This window comes from Pseudomonas sp. HN8-3 (assembly GCF_020790195.1).
Classification (GTDB): domain Bacteria; phylum Pseudomonadota; class Gammaproteobacteria; order Pseudomonadales; family Pseudomonadaceae; genus Aquipseudomonas; species Aquipseudomonas synxantha_A.
On record NZ_CP086206.1, the window covers coordinates 5,299,888 to 5,317,605 of the forward strand.

The following is a 17,718-nucleotide window of genomic DNA, read 5'->3' on the forward strand; positions in this document are numbered from 1 at the left end:
ACAACTAAGCTAAATCCTACATATGCAATTCAACGCATGGTTTATTTGATTGGTTTTTCCCGCCAGTAAACTCTGCGTTTATGAATACATCAGGTGATCGTTTAAAAGCGCTACTCCGGGAAGTTAATCTTTCCGCCTCCGACTTCGCCAAGAACCGCGGTGTCACGCCTCAACACGTGAACAACTGGTTCAAACGCGGCGTTCCCATGGGCCGACTCAACGAGATAGCAGAACTGCTGTGCGTCTCAAGTCGCTGGTTAAGCGACGGCCGAGGCCCCAAACACCCGCCCGCCAACTACCTGCTGGAAGGCCCCGACACAAGGAAACTACTGCCCACCCGCGAAGACACCGGCAAATACCTCACAGGCCCCGCCTGCCGTCCGGAAACAACCGACGTGGAGATCCCCCTCCACCCCACATTCACCTCAAGCGAACGCATCCGCGTCTCCCGGCACAGCCTGCAAACCCTCAACGTCCATCCCGACCGCGCGGTAGGCGCTTACATGGTCGACAACAGCATGACCGACATCATCCAACAAGGCGCCACCCTTGCCATCGACCGAGGCCGCACCCAAATCATCGACGGCGAAATTTATGCGGTAGAGCACGACGGGATGCTGCGCATCAAATACCTCTACAACCGACCTGGCGGTGGGTTGCGCCTGCGCAGCCACAACGCCGCCGAACACCCGGACGAATACCTCAACCACGAAGAACGCTTCGAACAAAGCTTCAAGATCGTCGGCTGGGTATTCTGGTGGTCCACCCTCAACAACCGCCGGCCGCCCGTGCCGCTGGATGAACATCTATTGGGCTGGGAAGGCTCTAAATCGGAACCGGAGGTGGGCAACTGAAGTGAATGTGGGTATCATGCGCCGCACATTTGGCAGGGGGATGGCTTAGCTATCTGCCCTGTCAGGCGATGCGGAGGAGTTCCCGCGGATGCCCCTACTATTCAGCCCGACGCCATGTGGGCTGAGCGATTTGAAGGCTGGTGAGGTTTGTCAAAAACAAGCTGAGGCAGTCCCCGAGAAGCCGGCCACAAGCCGGCTTTTTAATGCCTGTAAGAATACAGTTCAATTGTCCAGCAGCTGCTGGACAATTGAATCGTCAACAAAGGCGGGCAGGTATCCTACCCATCCTTCAATAGGCGTTATTTAGGCTGCAAACACTCCACAGCCCTATCCGCCACCATCTTCGCCATCTCCACCAGATGCATCACCGCCCTCTGCGGCGCAGCCACTGACTCGCCGATCACCCGTGACGTAGCCAGCGCACAATGCAGCAGCTCAGCCACCTGCACCCAGGCATCCTCAAAGCTCAGATCTTCATTGACCGTGAATGAGTTGGTCGGGTGTGACGACAGCGTATCTGAACGAACGTTATCCATAGCAAAACTCCTAGCAGTAAGTGACTACCACCGTCCTTTCGCGACTAAACGAGCAGAGGTGGCGGCTGTACGCAGGTTAGTCGACCGGCCGCTAGGCACCGGCGCACCCGAGGGTGCCCTGCGCACAGCCACCATAAAGTGCAGGCGAGAAGACACCTGTCTTTGGGATGGCGCGTGCGCCCAGCGAGGTCCGGGCGACTAAACCCGATCACTGAATTAGCAGTGACGGTCAGCAGCCTAGTCACCCAATTCCACTGGCGCAAGCGGTTGGGATTCTCTCGGAAACGTCCTGCAAATGAAAGGGATCGTACCTGCTGGCTACTCAAAATCAGGCAATTCATTCGCGTTATGCGCATTAGTACGGCGCCCCCAATCGCTCGCTCTTTGTCTCCTTTAAGTTGACAGTAAGACTCGTCACACCCGATTTATCCCCCGCCACCCACCCATTAATCTGTGCCCATGTTGAACGCAACGCCCAACCAACCTAAACAAAAAAGGATTCAACCATGAGCGCTCCCACCTACAACCGCTTGAACAAAGACGACGCTATCGTTCTGCTGGTCGATCACCAAACCGGCTTGATTTCCCTGGTGCAGGACTTCTCGCCCAACGAGTTCAAGAACAACGTGTTGGCCTTAGCTGACCTGGCCAAGTTCTTCAACCTGCCGACCATCCTCACCACCAGCTTCGAGCAAGGCCCCAATGGCCCGCTGGTGCCAGAGTTGAAGGAAATGTTCCCGGAAGCGCCGTATATCGCTCGCCCTGGTCAGATCAATGCCTGGGACAACGAAGACTTCGTCAAGGCGATCAAGGCCACCGGGCGCAAGCAGATCATCATTGCCGGTGTGGTGACGGATGTGTGCGTGGCGTTCCCGACCTTGTCGGCGCTGGCGGAAGGCTTTGAGGTGTATGTGGTGACGGATGCGTCCGGCACGTTCAACACCACGGTGCAGCAGGCGGCGTGGAGCCGGATGACGCAGGCCGGTGCGCAGTTGATGAACTGGTTCTCGGTGGCGTGTGAGCTGCACCGCGACTGGCGCAACGATATCGAAGGCCTGGGTAACCTGTTGTCCCAGCGGATTCCCAACTATCGCAACTTGATGAACGGTTACGCGGCGCTGACAGCTCATCAGAAATAAGCAAACCCAGCGTGATAAGCCTGCCCTGAAAAGCAGGCTTTTTCCATTGCTTGCCCGCCCCTAGCCCGCCAACTCCCGTTCGATCTGCTCAATACTCGGCAAACTGGTTTGCAATTCTGCGGGCAAAGATTCCACCAATTGATATTCCGCCACGCCGATAGGTCGGTTGTTATCGCGCAGTGCATATTCAGCCACCACCTCATTTTTACCTTTGCACAACAACAGACCAATCGTCGGGCCATCCTGTGGGTGCTTTATCTCGGCATCCACAGCTGCGAGGTAGAAGCTCAGTTTGCCCAGATGTTCGGGCTTGAACTTGCCAGCCTTGAGTTCGATCACCACGTAGCAACGCAGCTTCAAGTGATAGAACAGCAGGTCGACGAAGAATTCATCACCGCCCACATTCAGCAGCACTTGCCGGCCTACGAAGGCAAAGCCTGCGCCCAATTCCAATAAGAAGTCGGTGACATGCTTGATCAGGGCGTTTTCAATATCACGCTCTTGCGCGTTCAGGCCCAGGCTGAGGAAATCAAAGCGATATGGGTCCTTGAGGGTTTCACGCGCCAGATCGGATTGGGCTTTGGGCAGATGGCTTTCAAAGTTACTGACGGCCTTGCCACTGCGTTCCAGCAGGCGGTTTTCAATGTGCATCATCAGCGTGTTGCGCGACCAGCTGTGTTTAACGGCCTGGAGAATGTACCAACGACGTGTTTCGGGGCCCGGAAGCTTATCGAGCAACACTAGGTTGTGACCCCAGGGCAATTGTGCAGCAGCTTGTTGCACAAATTCAGAATCCGGCCACGCCTCGGCAAAAGCACGCATGTACTTCAGATTGCGCGGCGAAAAACCCTTGATGTCTGGAAAGGCCGCCCGCAGATCCTGCGCAAGGCGGTCGATCACTTTGCTACCCCAGCCTTGATCGTTCTGACGGGTCAAAATATCGCGACCGATCTGCCAGTAGAGCAGCACCAGTTCACGATTGACCGCGATTGACGCACGCTGCTGTGCGTTATGGATACGGCCCTTGAGGTCTGTCAGCCAATCACTGTAGCCCTCTGGAGGTGCCGTCAACCCGATGGAGGTCTCGCTCATGCCTTTTTACTCTTGTGTTTTCAGCAGGCTAGTTAGCCCGCTGTGCCGTCACAAGCGCTCATGAGTACTCTCGGACGCGTCCTGCGTACCTTGCAGAAAGGTCCTGCTGGCACTGGCTGTGGCCCTTGACTCTCCCCTATACGGCACCCCCTACCCTGAACGCCCATTTCAGGAGCCTTCAGCATGAGTCAGCGCATCCTGGTCATTCTCGGCCATCCGTCCACCGATAGTTTTTGTTCAGCCATGGCGCAGACCTATATCCACGCTGCGAAAACGGCAGGTCACGAAGTACGCATCCTGCACCTGGGCAACCTCACATTCGACCCGATTCTTCACCACGGTTATACCCAGGCTCAAACACTGGAACCCGACTTGCTCAGCGCCCAAGCCGACATCCTTTGGGCCGAGCACCTCACATGGGTTTTCCCTGTTTGGTGGGGTGGTATCCCGGCACTGATGAAAGGCTTTATCGACCGAGTTTTCCTACCCGGCTTCGCCTTCAAATACCGCGCAGGCAAGGCATTCCCTGACAAGCTGCTCAAGGGCCGAAGCGCGCACTTGTTAGTGACCCTGGACACGCCGGCGTGGTATTACCGCTGGGTCTACCGCATGCCGGCCATCCACCAGATGCGTCGCACCACGCTGGCGCTGTGCGGCATCACACCGAGCAAGACGCTGCTGTTCGGGCCGGTGCTGGGCGCTACACTGACGCAGCGGGCCAAGTGGCTGAAACAGGCCGGCGCATTATTTGAGAAAGGGAATTTTCATGTACATCGGCAAAGCCGCGCAGTTGTCCGGCACGACCATCAAGGCGATTCGTCACTATGAGGCGATTGGATTGATGCCCGAGCCGCAACGCCTTGGTGGCTATCGGGTTTATACGGCGCAGAGCGTAGAGCGACTGACCTTTATCAAATGCGCCCAGCAGCTCGGGTTCAAACTCAAGGAGTTGCAGGAGATTTTGCTGGGGTACGACGGTGACGCCTTTCCCTGGGACAGGGCGGACCAAGCCATCACCAACAAGAAGCAAGCGCTGGCCGCGCAAATCACCGTGTTGCAACGGATGCAGGCGGGCTTGATTGAGTTTGAAACCCAACTGAAAGACGCCCAAGGGCACTGCTCGTCAATCAGTAGTGTCGCCATTTGAAGTAGCCCTTACGCATGAGTTGCCGCTGACTTTTGCGAGCCCCGTGTAAGGGCAATCTGATTTTCCAAACCGTTCATCCAGCCGCTTTTCGCTGCGGCAGACTCCGACGCCTTGCCTTCTGTCGAGACGTCATGGATGACCCACGCTGCCCACATTGCCGCTATCGAACATGAGCTGGATGGCTTCCATCAGAGCCTGGTGGAGTACCGCCAGCAAATGGGCGCCTGGTATTCGCGCGCGCTGGATTCGGTCAGCCATGCAGCGGATATGCCGTCGTTGCTGGGCATGGACCGAGTGTTGCGGGTTGGGGATTCGCAGCGTTCGGTGAGCATTACCGATGCAGATTTCTCCACCGTGGCCCGTTGCCCGGTGGGTGGCGTGCTGGAGATCGAGAGCAAATTCGAATCAGCGTATGACGTGCCGATTGGCGACATCCCGGTTGAGGTGATCGGCCTGGATGACGGCATCTCCACGCGGGTGATGCTCGATGAACACGGCAAGGGTTCGCACTACTGCGCCGCTGGCGGGCGCTATGAGGTGCGGGTTCAGGGCGGTGTTTCAGCGCAGCAAGTGGAGGCCTTGTTTACCTCCTATGCAGGGCTGACGGCGGACTTGGAACAGTGGCTTCGGTCACAGTGGAAAGACTTCAAACCCCACTGGGAACGCTCTAGTGCCAGCGCGATTGGCAGCGGCGTGCTGGCGGGCAGTTGGGCGGCGATCACGGATGTGTGGGACAGCATCAAGCTGGTGCAGGCGATGCTTGAAGACCCGCTGAAGTACGTCGAGCAACTGGGTAGCGAGGCGGCCAAGTTGGCGCAGATCGCCACCGATGCGCCCAAGGTCATGGAACAGGCGATGTTGCTCGCCAGTGACGAGGCGGCGCTGTACCTGTTACTGCGCACCGCCATGATCTGGCTGGACGCGTTACCGCCCCGTGAAGTCGCGCAAGCGGCCGCAGGTTTTATGGTGTCGTTGCTGATTGACCTGGTGATTGGCGCGGTGTTGACCATCGCGTTGCCGGCGGCGGGCGTGGCGTATTTGAGCGTTCGCCTGGTCAAGCATGGCGCACAAATTCTCAAGGCTGCCGTGGGCTTCGTGAAGGGGGTGCTGGCGATTCTCACCAAGTTCATGCAGGCGGTCGACCGTTATAAAGCGGTGGCGGTTCGCGGTGTGGTCGGCTGGGTGAAACAAGGCACGATGCAGATGCGCTGGCGGGCGCGGCAGAACGCGGTGCTGACGCAAAAAGAGCGTGTGGATGATGTGCCGGTCATGGCGTCGAATCCGAAGGGAGACGCGGCGACGCCAGCGGACAAGACGGTCACCAACGGCTGCCCAGTGTCGATGGTCACCGGGGAAGAATTGCTCACTCTTACCGACGGCGCGCTGGACGGGATTTTGCCGTTTGAGTGGACACGGCTGTATCGCACCAGTGCGGTGGGTGTGGATTGCGGGTTGGGGTTTGGCTGGAGCCATGCGCTGGCGCACAGGCTTTGTGTGTCGGGCGATTCGGTGGTGTGGATCGACCATGAGAACCGCTCGACCACCCTGCCCTTGCCTACAGCGGCTCGACCCGCGATCACCAATAGTCTTGCCGAAGCGGCAATTTACTTGGGCTCGACGCCTGATGAACTGGTGCTGGCCCAGGCGTCGCGGTTCTATCACTTTCGCGACGGTGCGTTGGTTTCTATCAGCGATGCGTATGACAACCGTCTACGCATTTGCCGTGATCGCTCGGGAAGGATCGAGCGGCTGGATAACGGTGCTGGTCGCTCGCTGCTGCTGCGTTATGAGCTGGATCGCATCGTGGCGGTGGACTACCAGGTGCATCGCGCCAAAGGGCGTGAGCCCTACGTCTGGGAAGCCGAGCAGAACGTTGTTTCCTACGCCTATGACGAAGACGGACGACTGGTTTGCGCGACCAATGCTGTCGGAGAAAGCGAGCGTTATAGGTACGACGATCAGCACGTCATTCTTGAGCGGCAGCTGGCCGGTGGGGCGAGTTTCTTTTGGGAATGGGAGCACGCTGGCAAGGCGGCGCGTTGCGTTCGGCATTGGGCGAGTTTTTCCCAGATGGACACGCGTTATGCCTGGGGGGATGACGGGCGTGTCACCGTACATAACGCCGATGGCAGCCAGGAAGTGTATGTCCACGACGACCGAGCGCGATTGGTGCAGCGCATCGATCCGGACGGCGCGCAGCATTTCAAATCCTACGATGCCAAGGGTCGGCTGACCGTCGAGCAAGACCCGCTGGGCGCGGTGACGGCGTATCAGTACGACGAAGCCGGACGCTTGGTGGCGTTGTTTCCCGGGGATGATGAGCCGACCTCCTACGAACATGACAACGGCTTCGTACGGGTTGTAAGGCGCGGCGAGGCTGTCTGGAAATACGAGCGTAATGAGCAAGGCGATATTACGCGTAGGATCGATCCTGACGGCGAGGTTACCGATTACAGCTACAACAAACACGGGCAACTGACCGGAGTTTGGTACCCGGATCACAGTTGCCATCGGCTGGTGTGGAATGAGCGTGGGCAGTTGCTGGAAGAGCAATTGCCCAATGGCGGGATCAAGCGTTATCGCTATGACGATTTAGGCCGACAGATTGCCCGTGAGGATGCACACGGCGCGCAGACAGTCTATGAATGGGACAGCGTCGGTAGGTTGATTCGCCTCGCCTTGCCAGGCGGCGCCACACGAGAGTTCAGCTACAACCCCTACGGAAAAATCATCGCCGAACGCGATGAGCTCGGCCACGTCACCCGCTACGAATATGCCAATGGCCTGCACCTGATCAGCCGCCGCATCAACGCCGACGGCACCCAGGTCAAGTATCGCTACGACAATGTTCGGTTACTGCTGACCGAAATCGAAAACGAAGTCGGCGAAACCTACCAACTCGACTACCACCCCAACGGCCTGATCCAACAGGAAACCGGCTTCGACGGCCAACGCACCGCCTACGTCTACGACCTCAACGGCAACCTGCTGGAAAAGACCGAACACGGCGACGACGGCAGTCAGCTCATCACCCGCTACGAGCGCGACCACGCCGGTCGCCTCGTACGAAAAACCCTGCCTGATGCCAGCGTTGTCGACTATGCCTACGACCGCCAAGGCAATCTCCTCAGCGTCGAAGACGGCCACTGGGCGTTGGCCTACGAATACGACCGCCAAAACCGCCTGACCGCCGAACACCACGGCTGGGGCACCTTGCACTACGGCTACGACGCCTGCGGCCAACTACAAAAACTGCGCCTGCCCGACAACAACCGCCTCACCTTCAACCATGACAAGGGAGGCCATCTCGCTACGGTCGAGCTCAATGGTGAGGTGCTCACTGCACATTTATTCAAGAGCGGCCGCGAACACCAACGCCAACAAGGTCAACTGCTCAGCCACTATCACTACGACGAGCAAAACCGCCTACACGCCCACGCCGTTACGCAGCAGCAAAACTACCTCTACCAACGCCAATACGACTACGACAAAAGCGGCACCCTCACCCGCCTGCTCGACAGCCGAAAAGGCGAACACCTTTACCGCTACGACCCACTGAATCGTCTGACCCGCGCCGATCATTCCCAAGACGTCCAGGAGCGCTTTGCCCACGACCCGGCGGGCAACCTGCTGATGCAAGACCGCCCCGGCCCGGACATCGTTGCCGGCAATCGCCTGATGATCCAGGGCGACCGCCATTACGACTACGACGCCTTCGGCAACCTGATCCGCGAACGGCGCGGCAAAGGCCATCAACTCGTCACCGAATATCGCTACGACTGCCAGCATCGGTTAATCACCATCACAAAGCCGAACGGCGAAACCGCTAGTTATCGCTATGACCCGTTTGGCCGGCGTGTCAGCAAGACCGTGGATGACATAACCACGGAGTTTTTCTGGCAAGGCGACAAGCTGATTGCCGAGCACCATGGGGACTGTCATCACAGTTATATCTACGAGCCCAACAGCTTCCGCCCGCTGGCACTGCTGGAAGGCTACGGACCACAAGCCACAACACCCTACCACTACCAACTCGACCACCTCGGCACACCGCAGGAACTGACCAGCCCCGAGGGCGAAATCGTCTGGTCCGCCCACTACCGCGCCTACGGTCAGATCGCCCGGCTCGACGTAGGCAAAATCGACAATCCGCTGCGTTTTCAGGGGCAGTATTTCGATCAAGAAAGCGGCCTGCACTACAACCGCCATCGCTACTACAATCCAGATATTGGTCGTTACCTGACGCCGGATCCGGTGAAGTTGGCGGGTGGGGTCAATGGGTACCGGTATGTACCCAATCCGACGGGATGGGTGGATCCACTAGGTCTAAATGCATGCCCCGGTGAAGATGGCTGTAAGCCCGAGATTGAAGCGCGTGAATCAGCCCAGGCAGTTCGAGTTAATGAGGGTCAACCAGAGCTACCAAAAGCAGGAGGAGCACAGCGAGCAGCCCGGTACTCGGCCAATTGGCAGACCGCTGACCTGAACGAAAATATCGTTAAATTTGCTGGACCTGACCCGATAGTAATAACTACAGATAAAGGAAAGAAAATATACAAAAACCCTCAGAGCGGGATTGAAATAGTGGAGGACCTTAATGGTAATTACTTTAGAATTCACGACCCGTCCTTGCCGGGATCCAGGCGTTATCTTAGTTTAGCCGGAGCAATCCCCAACAACAAAACCTCCTCTTCTGGCAAACAGATGGGAAGAACACAAAGCGAATACAATGAAGTCACACATTTTAAAAAAGGAAATTCTCGATGAAATTGATTTGTACGCCCTTGACTGGCGAAGCCATGTTTTTGCTAGACCTAAATGCGTGCCCAAACGACCAGATGGAGCGTGTGGTCCTCACAAGCATAGAGCACCAACAACTCTTGAAATCGGGAATATACGAGGAGATCAATGATTCTTTAAAAAAGATCATCGATGACTATGAGGACGAACACATTAACACTTCCGAAGAGCTCACCGAAATGCTAAGAATTTTAAAAAAAAAATCCTTGCCTGAAAACCCCGAACTATTAGAAAAAATAATCCATTTAACCCAGTTAGCTATCGATAGAAAAACCGGTGTTTTTTTCTACTTCTAGGCACTAGACGTGAAATTAAAGAAAGCACGAGTTATAGAAACCAGTATCCATATAGAAGAGGACGTAATACTGCTCATCGAGGGAGTCATCATTAATTGCTTCGTCAGCTATTCCCCACATGAGATAGAAGTCGGAAAGACGTATGACGTCGAGCTGACAATGAATCTATCTGACGATTACGAGATTGAAAGGGTTGAACCGAGAACACCACTGATTGAAAAGACAAATCCCGGATATGCTTACCTACTTTATGGAAACCTACGCGACACACAATTTCACAGCTTCGTCTCATTAAACGATGAGGACATTCACTACGACCATCCTGAATGTAACGAGCGCTTCATAAAACTAAAAGTCGACAGAATCGACGTCAGCTTCCGTTGAATATCAAACGCCCCCCTGAGAACGCACTCTGTGGCCCAGTAGCGCCTCGACGATGAGCCGAATACAAAGCACAATCAGCTCACAAAATGAGCCGAATACTCTCTCTATTCGGCTCACACGCCCCCAGGCGTCCCCTTATGAATCAACAACACGCCACCTGGCCGACCTACTGGAAAAAACTACCTGACACGCCTCCCCGGAGGCGGCCGCAGCACGCGTTATCAGATCAATCCCGCCCAGCAGTAACAGCCCCACTCATTTGCCCCAATCCCCCATGTCTGCTAGTGTCGCGCCGGTTTACCGTCTACCGGAATTGCCGCCATGGCCCGCAAAAAAGTTGCACTGGATTTCGAACAATCCCTCGCCGACCTGCAAACCCTGGTCGAGCGTCTGGAGAACGGCGAGTTGTCGCTGGAAGACTCGTTGACGGCATTTGAGCAAGGCATTGGCCTGACCCGCGACTGTCAGAGCGCGTTGGCGCAGGCGGAGCAGAAGGTCCAGGTGCTGCTGGAGCGCGACGGGGAGTTGGCGCAAGAGCCTTTCGATGCGGAACAGCCGGAATGATCAGCGCGTATCAGGCCAGTAGCCAAGCCCGGGTGAATGCGGCGCTGGAGCCCTTGTTTGCTGCGCCAAGCCCGGAATTGACGCGCCTCTATGAAGCCATGCGCTACAGCGTGATGAATGGCGGCAAGCGGGTGCGCCCGTTGCTGGCCTATGCGGCCTGCGAAGCCCTGGGCGCGCCGGCGGTCGAGGCCAATGGCGCAGCGTGTGCGGTGGAGTTGATCCACGCTTACTCCCTGGTACACGACGACCTGCCGGCGATGGATGACGACGATCTGCGTCGCGGCCAGCCCACGACCCACAAAGCCTTCGATGAGGCTTACGCGATCCTGGCCGGGGATGGCTTGCAGAGCCTGGCGTTCAGCGCGTTGCTGGACCCGGCGCTAAGCAGCGTCAACGCCGAGATCCGCCTGCGCATGGTTACTGCTCTGGCCCACGCTGCTGGCCCGGCCGGAATGGTCGGCGGCCAAGCCATCGACATGGGTTCGGTCAGCCTCAAGCTGGATCAAGAAGCCCTTGAATACATGCATCGCCACAAGACCGGCGCGTTGATCGAAGCCGCCGTGCACCTGGGCGCCCTGGCCAGCGGCCGCGCCGACGCCGAGCAACTGGCGGCCCTGCAGACTTATTCCCGCGCGATCGGCCTGGCCTTCCAGGTGCAGGACGATATTCTCGACGTGGAAAGCGATACCGCCACCCTCGGCAAACGCCAAGGCGCCGATATTGCACGGGACAAGCCGACGTATCCGGCTCTGCTGGGGCTGGAAGCCGCCAAGGCATACGCCATTGAGCTGCGTGACCAGGCCCTGGATGCCCTGCGACCTTTCGACGCGGCGGCCGAGCCGCTGCGTGACCTGGCGCGGTATATCGTCGAGCGCCGCCACTGACAGCCCCGGCCATTTGCGCCGCATATCGGCCAAGTTCGGCGCCCTGCGTGGGCAGTTTGCACCGCTTGAGGTAAACTGCCGCCTCTTCTATACCTATAACGATTCGCCTGATGCCCACGACGTTTCAAGAGATTCCCCGCAAACGCCCGTCCACGCCCCTGCTCGACCGCGCTGCCACGCCGGACGGCCTGCGTCGACTGGGTGAAGCCGAGCTGGAAACCCTGGCCGATGAGTTGCGCCTGGAATTGCTCTACACGGTCGGCCAGACCGGTGGGCATTTCGGCGCCGGGCTGGGCGTGATCGAGCTGACCATCGCCCTGCATTACGTGTTCGACACCCCGGACGACCGGCTGGTGTGGGACGTGGGCCATCAGGCATATCCGCATAAAATCCTCACCGGCCGTCGCGAGCGCATGGGCAGCCTGCGTCAGAAGGACGGCCTGGCCGCCTTCCCGCGCCGTTCCGAGAGCGAGTACGACACCTTTGGCGTCGGCCACTCCAGCACGTCCATCAGTGCAGCGTTGGGCATGGCGATTGCCGCCCGTCTGCAAAACAGCGATCGCAAGGCGATTGCCGTGATCGGGGATGGCGCGCTGACTGCCGGCATGGCCTTCGAAGCGCTCAACCATGCGCCAGAAGTGGATGCCAACATGTTGGTGATCCTCAACGACAACGACATGTCGATCTCGCGCAATGTCGGTGGCCTGTCCAATTACCTGGCGAAAATCCTCTCCAGCCGCACCTACGCCAGCATGCGCGAAGGCAGCAAGAAAGTACTGTCACGTCTGCCTGGAGCGTGGGAAATCGCCCGTCGCACCGAAGAATATGCCAAGGGCATGCTGGTGCCCGGCACCCTGTTCGAAGAGCTGGGCTGGAACTACATCGGCCCTATCGATGGCCACGATCTGCCGACCCTGATCGCCACCTTGCGCAACATGCGCGACCTCAAGGGCCCGCAGTTCCTGCATATCGTCACCAAGAAGGGCAAAGGCTTCGCCCCGGCTGAAGTCGACCCGATTGGTTACCACGCGATCACCAAGCTCGAACCCCTGGACGCGCCCGCCGCTGCGCCGAAAAAGGCCAGCGGGCCGAAGTATTCCGGTGTGTTTGGCGAATGGCTGTGCGACATGGCCGCCGCCGACCCACGCCTGGTGGGCATTACTCCGGCGATGAAGGAAGGCTCCGACCTGGTGGCGTTCAGCGAGCGTTTCCCGTTGCGTTACTTCGACGTGGCGATTGCCGAGCAGCACGCTGTCACCTTCGCCGCCGGCATGGCCTGCGAAGGCGCCAAGCCGGTGGTGGCGATCTACTCCACCTTCCTGCAACGCGGTTATGACCAGTTGGTTCACGATGTGGCGGTGCAGAACCTCGACGTGCTGTTCGCCATCGACCGCGCCGGCCTGGTGGGCGAAGACGGCCCGACCCATGCTGGCAGCTTCGACCTGTCCTACCTGCGCTGCATCCCCGGCATACTGGTGATGACGCCCAGCGACGAAAACGAACTGCGCAAGATGCTCAGCACCGGCCACCTGTACAACGGCCCGGCCGCTGTGCGGTATCCCCGGGGCAATGGCCCGAATGCCGTGATCGAGAAAGACCTGGAGCCGATTGAAATCGGCAAAGGCGTCGTGCGTCGCCAAGGCAGCAAAACTGCATTCCTGGTGTTTGGCGTACAACTGGCCGAAGCGCTGAAAGTGGCTGAAAAGCTTGATGCCACAGTGGTGGACATGCGTTTCGTCAAACCGTTGGATGAGGCGCTGGTACGCGAAATCGCCGCCAGCCATGAGTTGTTGGTGACCGTCGAAGAGAACGCCATCATGGGCGGCGCCGGCGCGGCAGTCAGCGAGTTCCTGGCGCGGGAGAACATCCTCAAATCGGTGCTGCACCTGGGCTTGCCGGATGTGTACGTCGAGCACGCCAAGCCGGCGCAGATGCTGGCTGAGTGTGGCTTGGACGAGGCCGGCATCGAGGCTTCGGTGCGCGAGCGTTTGGCGCTTCTGGCCCTGTAGAAACCGGGACTAAATGTGGGAGGGGCGGTGGGACGATTCGACTTGCTCCCGATCGCGGTGTATCAGTACCAGATGTTCTGACTGACACACTGTAATCGGGAGCAAGTCGAATCGTCGCACCGCCCCTCCCACATTTAACTTGTATCACCTTCAAAATCGCTATGGACAGCCCATGAAACGCCTGTGCCTCGCCCTGCTGCTTTTACCCGCCGCCGATCTGCTCGCCGACACCCGCGACCAGGCCTTGAAGCTCTCCGATGTGGTCATCAGCGCCAACCGCCAAGTGCAGGCGCGTAATGACAGCAGCGCCGCCAACACCGTCTTCACCCGCGCCGACATCGACCGCCTGCAACCCACCAGCGTCACCGACCTGCTCAGCCGCGTGCCCGGTGTGCAGGTTGCGCCGACCGGTGGGCGTGGCAGTTTGCCGGGGATCTTCATTCGAGGCACAAAGGCCGCACAAAGCCTGGTACTGGTGGACGGCCAGCGCATTGCCAACACCACCACCGGTGATAGTGGCCTGCAATATCTGAACGTCGATCAGATTGAGCGTGTAGAAGTGCTGCGCGGTTCCCGCTCGGTCATTTACGGCAGCGACGCGATTGGCGGAGTGATCCAGGTGTTTACCCGGCGCAATGTCGAGCAAGGCTTGCAGCCGCGCTTGAAGCTCGGGTTTGGCAGTAACCAGACGTGGGAACGTAGCCTGGGCTTGTCGGGCGGCGATGAACATACGCGCTTCAACCTGGGCGCAAGCCTGGATGAAACCGCAGGTATCAACGCGAGCCACGCGTCGTTCCCCAGTGACGGCGACCATGATGCCTACCGAAACCAGTCCATCAGCCTGAACCTCCGCCATTCGTTCAGCGATGAGCTGGAGGTAGGTTTCAATCTGCTGGATAACCGTGGCAAGTCGGAGTACGACAACAGTTATGGCCGCTACAACGGCGCCACCGGGCAGAGCGTCGGCCAGAAACCCTACACCGATTACACCGTCAGCAGCGCCAGCGGTTATGTCGATGCCAAGCTCAATGAGACCTGGCAGTCGCGCCTGGAGTTGGGCCACAGCGAAAACCGTGACACCAAGCGCGATACGCTCAGTGATGATTTCAGCGTGTTCAATACCTACCGCGACTCGGTCAACTGGCAGAACGACCTGACGCTGAATGAGCAGAACAACCTGATCGTCGGTGGCGACTGGTATGAAGACCGCTTCCACGGCTCCACCACCTTTACCGAAAACAGCCGCTGGAACCGCGCCGCCTTTGTGCAGCACCGCTTCCACAGCGAGTGGTTTTCCACCGAGCTTGGGCTGCGTCGCGACCAGAACCAGCAGTTCGGCGGTCAAAATAGCTGGAGCGGCACCCTGACCGTACCGGTCAACCCTGACAACGACCTACTCTTGAGCTACAGCGAAGGCTTCCGCGCGCCGACCTTCAACGACCTCTATTACCCCGACACGCAGTACAGCAACCCCAATCTGCAGCCCGAGACATCAAAGAGCTACGAGCTGCAATGGCGCAGCCAACTGACCGACAGCACACGGGTGGAAGCCTCGCTGTATCGTACCGACCTGAGCGACGCGATCATCCTTGACGCCGGCAAGCCGCAAAACGTGGCATCGGCGCGGATCAACGGCTTTGAAGCGGCGCTCAAGCAGGAAGTGTTTGGCTGGCAGGGCAACCTGGGCCTGTCGCTTATCGACCCGCGTGACCGTGACAGCGGCCACACCCTGGCACGTCGCGCTCGGCGTACATTGAACCTGGATCTGGATCGGCAGTTCGACAAGCTGGGCGTTGGCGCGAGCTGGCAGGCGATCAGCAGCAGCTACGATGATGAAGCCAACCGCAACCGTTTGGGCGGGTATGCCTTGTTGGGGCTACGCAGCAGTTGGGCGTTGAACCGAGAGGTGTCGTTGTCGCTGAAGGTGGATAACGTGCTGGACAGGTCCTATGCCCGGGCGAAGTACAGCTACCTCGGCGAGGCTCAGAATTATCGTGAAGAAGGTCGGGTGTGGATGGTTGGGCTGACATGGACGCCTGAGTTCTGAGGGACCTGCACCGACGTCATCACAGGCAAGCCAGCTCCCACAATTGAAATGCATTCCCCTGTGGGAGCTGGCTTGCCTGCGATAGCGGTTTCACAGGTTAGGCGATAAAACCTGACACAACCGCCCCACCGCCTCCAACATCTGCCCGCTGGGCCGCTCCAGGCCCTTGTCCGGCACTAATCGCACCCGCGAAGACATCATCGGCCATGCCTTCCACCCTTGTCTCTGAGCTTGATCACCCACCAGGATCACCTCGGGATCACGCGCCAGCACCGACTCGATATTGACCTGCGGCGCCGGCAACTTCAGATCATCAAACACATTACGCGCCCCGCACACACTGAGCGCATCGCTGATGATCTGCCCACCACCCACGGTGTACAGCGGTTGGTTCCACACTTGGTAAAACACCCGCAACGGCTCGGCCCGCTGATAGCGCTGGCGCAACTCGGCCAAGCGCTGGCGTAGTTGTGCAGCGAGCTGGCGCCCTGCCTCAGCTCGGCCCAATTGCTCGGCAATGGCCTGGACCTGAGTAGTCAGTTGCTCAAGGCTATGGGGCTCGGCGATATACACCGGGATATTCAACCGCTGAAGCTGCTCACGCTGGGCCGGGCCGACGCTGCCGGGCCACAGCAGGACCAGGTCGGGCTTCAGGCTGAGCAGACGCTCCATATCCAGTTGGCCGTAATGCCCGACCGACGCAACCGTTGCCAGTGCTGTTGGCCGCTCACCACCATCAAGCACACCCACCAACAGGTCGGCTGCGCCCAGCTCAACGACGATTTCAGACAGCGACGGCGCCAGGCTGACCACTCGTTCGGCTGCCATCGCCTGAACACTCAATACGAGCAGCAGTGCCAGCCAGTAGCGGCTCATCCCAGTTGACGCGGAATGCGGTAGAGGTAAAACAGCACCATGGTCGACATTGCCAGCAGGAACAGTGGCACCGCTTCCAGCCCCACGAACACCGCCAGCGCACCGATCCAGGCCGGTAGCGCGGCTACCAGCAAAGCCGTGCGCCGACGCGCCGCCAGGGTGATCCAAGCAGCAGGTTCTTCAGGGGTATCGAGGGCTTTGGAAGTGGCGATCAGCGCATGTTTATAGCCGTGAAAATAACGCAGGCTGAGAAACATCGAGGCCACGCCGGCAATGAAGAACGGCATGGCCAGCACGGGCAGCAGGGGTTCAGCGCGACCAAACAGCAGATTGATCACAAACAGGGGCAGCAATGCCAAAGCCAGGTACTGCCACCAGTTGAAGGATAACCGCCGTTTCACCTGGCCGCGAGTCACGCGCGGTCGACCTCGCCCTGGTGCTCGTTGCCCATCATATGGTCGAGCTTGCTGGCTTTGGTCGCCAGGTAGAGCTTGTTGTGCGGATTGTGCCCGGTGTGCAGCGGCACGCGCTCGGCCACGGTGATGCCCATCTCGGTCAAGGCTTTGACCTTGCGCGGGTTGTTGGTCATCAGGCGCAGGGATTTGACCCCCAGGTGCTCAAGCATCGGCAGGCAGATCGCGTAGTCGCGCTGGTCGGCGGCAAAGCCCAGGCGCTCGTTGGCTTCCACGGTGTCGGCGCCGCCATCTTGCAGTTCGTAGGCGCGGATCTTGTTCAACAAGCCAATGCCACGGCCTTCCTGACGCAAGTACAGCAGCACGCCACGGCCTTCACGGGCGATGGCTTGCAAAGCGGCTTCCAGTTGCGAGCCGCAGTCACAGCGCTGGCTGAACAGCGCATCGCCGGTCAGGCACTCGGAATGCACGCGCCCCAGCACCGGCGCGCCATCCGTGATGTCGCCGAGGCTGAGCACAACGTGCTCGCGCCCGGTGGCTTCTTCGAGAAAGCCGTTCATGGTGAACGTGGCAAAAGGGGTAGGCAGCTTGGAAGCGGCGACGAAAACGACGGGCACCGTGTGCTCCTGATTTCAGATTTCACAGAGGCGGCCATTGTAACAGCAGGTTCCTACAGA

The 17,718-nt window shown here is 58.8% G+C and carries 15 protein-coding genes and 1 pseudogene; 11 read left to right on the forward strand and 5 right to left on the reverse strand.

The window, feature by feature from the left end:
* Positions 1 to 80: 80 nt before the first annotated feature.
* Positions 81 to 854 carry a LexA family transcriptional regulator gene (locus LJX92_RS23575; protein ID WP_032879273.1) on the forward strand — a complete coding sequence of 258 codons (774 nt, stop codon included), beginning with the start codon at positions 81 to 83 and terminating at the stop codon, positions 852 to 854.
* A gap of 299 nt (positions 855 to 1,153) precedes the next feature.
* On the opposite strand, the gene LJX92_RS23580 is transcribed toward LJX92_RS23575, so the two are convergent.
* Entirely contained in the window at positions 1,154 to 1,390 is a 237-nt protein-coding gene (locus LJX92_RS23580) for a hypothetical protein (protein WP_032879272.1), read from the reverse strand.
* Positions 1,391 to 1,896: 506 nt separating this feature from the next.
* Here LJX92_RS23580 and ycaC point away from each other — a divergent pair.
* Positions 1,897 to 2,529, forward strand: a complete 633-nt coding sequence (gene ycaC, locus LJX92_RS23585) for an isochorismate family cysteine hydrolase YcaC (RefSeq protein WP_228309023.1) — start codon at positions 1,897 to 1,899, stop codon at positions 2,527 to 2,529.
* A 60-nt stretch (positions 2,530 to 2,589) separates the two neighbouring features.
* On the opposite strand, the gene LJX92_RS23590 is transcribed toward ycaC, so the two are convergent.
* A complete protein-coding gene (locus tag LJX92_RS23590; protein ID WP_216090361.1) occupies positions 2,590 to 3,621 on the reverse strand; it encodes a PDDEXK nuclease domain-containing protein in 1,032 nt (343 codons plus the stop codon).
* A 183-nt stretch (positions 3,622 to 3,804) separates the two neighbouring features.
* Between LJX92_RS23590 and LJX92_RS23595 the strand changes: the two genes are divergently transcribed.
* The 9 genes and pseudogenes from LJX92_RS23595 to LJX92_RS23630 all read left to right on the forward strand — a co-directional run bounded on the left by LJX92_RS23595 (position 3,805) and on the right by LJX92_RS23630 (position 15,752).
* Complete coding sequence (locus LJX92_RS23595; protein WP_216090362.1) at positions 3,805 to 4,449, forward strand: NAD(P)H-dependent oxidoreductase; 645 nt, start codon at positions 3,805 to 3,807, stop codon at positions 4,447 to 4,449.
* Entirely contained in the window at positions 4,388 to 4,768 is a 381-nt protein-coding gene (locus LJX92_RS23600; RefSeq protein ID WP_228309024.1) for a MerR family transcriptional regulator, read from the forward strand. The genes LJX92_RS23595 and LJX92_RS23600 overlap by 62 nt, the downstream gene beginning before the upstream one ends.
* Positions 4,769 to 4,903: 135 nt before the next feature.
* Positions 4,904 to 9,535, forward strand: a complete 4,632-nt coding sequence (locus LJX92_RS23605; protein ID WP_228309025.1) for an RHS repeat-associated core domain-containing protein — start codon at positions 4,904 to 4,906, stop codon at positions 9,533 to 9,535.
* Complete coding sequence (locus LJX92_RS23610) at positions 9,532 to 9,864, forward strand: hypothetical protein (protein ID WP_223018195.1); 333 nt, start codon at positions 9,532 to 9,534, stop codon at positions 9,862 to 9,864. The genes LJX92_RS23605 and LJX92_RS23610 overlap by 4 nt, the downstream gene beginning before the upstream one ends.
* Before the next feature lie 526 nt (positions 9,865 to 10,390).
* Positions 10,391 to 10,494 (forward strand): annotated as a pseudogene (locus LJX92_RS27175) (hypothetical protein); the annotation flags it as partial.
* A gap of 75 nt (positions 10,495 to 10,569) precedes the next feature.
* The gene (locus LJX92_RS23615; protein WP_005791829.1) at positions 10,570 to 10,812 is read left to right on the forward strand and encodes an exodeoxyribonuclease VII small subunit; all 243 of its coding nucleotides are present in this window, start codon (positions 10,570 to 10,572) and stop codon (positions 10,810 to 10,812) included.
* Complete coding sequence (gene ispA / locus LJX92_RS23620) at positions 10,809 to 11,696, forward strand: (2E,6E)-farnesyl diphosphate synthase (RefSeq protein WP_223018194.1); 888 nt, start codon at positions 10,809 to 10,811, stop codon at positions 11,694 to 11,696. The genes LJX92_RS23615 and ispA overlap by 4 nt, the downstream gene beginning before the upstream one ends.
* Before the next feature lie 110 nt (positions 11,697 to 11,806).
* A complete protein-coding gene (gene dxs, locus LJX92_RS23625; protein WP_005791833.1) occupies positions 11,807 to 13,705 on the forward strand; it encodes a 1-deoxy-D-xylulose-5-phosphate synthase in 1,899 nt (632 codons plus the stop codon).
* A 172-nt stretch (positions 13,706 to 13,877) separates the two neighbouring features.
* Positions 13,878 to 15,752 (forward strand): TonB-dependent receptor domain-containing protein, encoded by a 1,875-nt coding sequence (locus tag LJX92_RS23630; protein WP_223018193.1) that lies wholly within the window; start codon positions 13,878 to 13,880, stop codon positions 15,750 to 15,752.
* A gap of 90 nt (positions 15,753 to 15,842) precedes the next feature.
* Here the strand turns inward: LJX92_RS23630 and LJX92_RS23635 are convergent, their stop codons facing one another.
* Genes LJX92_RS23635 through ribA form a run of 3 tightly spaced genes read right to left on the reverse strand, consistent with a single transcriptional unit; the run spans position 15,843 to position 17,658 of the window.
* Entirely contained in the window at positions 15,843 to 16,628 is a 786-nt protein-coding gene (locus tag LJX92_RS23635; protein ID WP_223018192.1) for a cobalamin-binding protein, read from the reverse strand.
* Positions 16,625 to 17,044: a nuclear FMR1 interacting 1 family protein gene (locus LJX92_RS23640; RefSeq protein WP_032879254.1), complete on the reverse strand. Its 420-nt coding sequence runs from the start codon at positions 17,042 to 17,044 to the stop codon at positions 16,625 to 16,627. The genes LJX92_RS23635 and LJX92_RS23640 overlap by 4 nt, the downstream gene beginning before the upstream one ends.
* Positions 17,041 to 17,658: a GTP cyclohydrolase II gene (ribA, locus tag LJX92_RS23645; protein ID WP_005791841.1), complete on the reverse strand. Its 618-nt coding sequence runs from the start codon at positions 17,656 to 17,658 to the stop codon at positions 17,041 to 17,043. Before ribA ends, LJX92_RS23640 begins: the two co-directional genes overlap by 4 nt.
* Positions 17,659 to 17,718 lie beyond the last annotated feature (60 nt).

What these genes read in the sequence shown, in the direction of transcription:
- LJX92_RS23575 (WP_032879273.1), top strand. Translation starts at nt 81, where the DNA reads ATGAATACATCAGGTGATCGTTTAAAAGCGCTACTCCGGGAAGTTAAT.
- LJX92_RS23580 (WP_032879272.1), bottom strand. Translation starts at nt 1,390, where the DNA reads ATGGATAACGTTCGTTCAGATACGCTGTCGTCACACCCGACCAACTCA.
- ycaC (WP_228309023.1), top strand. Translation starts at nt 1,897, where the DNA reads ATGAGCGCTCCCACCTACAACCGCTTGAACAAAGACGACGCTATCGTT.
- LJX92_RS23590 (WP_216090361.1), bottom strand. Translation starts at nt 3,621, where the DNA reads ATGAGCGAGACCTCCATCGGGTTGACGGCACCTCCAGAGGGCTACAGT.
- LJX92_RS23595 (WP_216090362.1), top strand. Translation starts at nt 3,805, where the DNA reads ATGAGTCAGCGCATCCTGGTCATTCTCGGCCATCCGTCCACCGATAGT.
- LJX92_RS23600 (WP_228309024.1), top strand. Translation starts at nt 4,388, where the DNA reads ATGTACATCGGCAAAGCCGCGCAGTTGTCCGGCACGACCATCAAGGCG.
- LJX92_RS23605 (WP_228309025.1), top strand. Translation starts at nt 4,904, where the DNA reads ATGACCCACGCTGCCCACATTGCCGCTATCGAACATGAGCTGGATGGC.
- LJX92_RS23610 (WP_223018195.1), top strand. Translation starts at nt 9,532, where the DNA reads ATGAAATTGATTTGTACGCCCTTGACTGGCGAAGCCATGTTTTTGCTA.
- LJX92_RS23615 (WP_005791829.1), top strand. Translation starts at nt 10,570, where the DNA reads ATGGCCCGCAAAAAAGTTGCACTGGATTTCGAACAATCCCTCGCCGAC.
- ispA (WP_223018194.1), top strand. Translation starts at nt 10,809, where the DNA reads ATGATCAGCGCGTATCAGGCCAGTAGCCAAGCCCGGGTGAATGCGGCG.
- dxs (WP_005791833.1), top strand. Translation starts at nt 11,807, where the DNA reads ATGCCCACGACGTTTCAAGAGATTCCCCGCAAACGCCCGTCCACGCCC.
- LJX92_RS23630 (WP_223018193.1), top strand. Translation starts at nt 13,878, where the DNA reads ATGAAACGCCTGTGCCTCGCCCTGCTGCTTTTACCCGCCGCCGATCTG.
- LJX92_RS23635 (WP_223018192.1), bottom strand. Translation starts at nt 16,628, where the DNA reads ATGAGCCGCTACTGGCTGGCACTGCTGCTCGTATTGAGTGTTCAGGCG.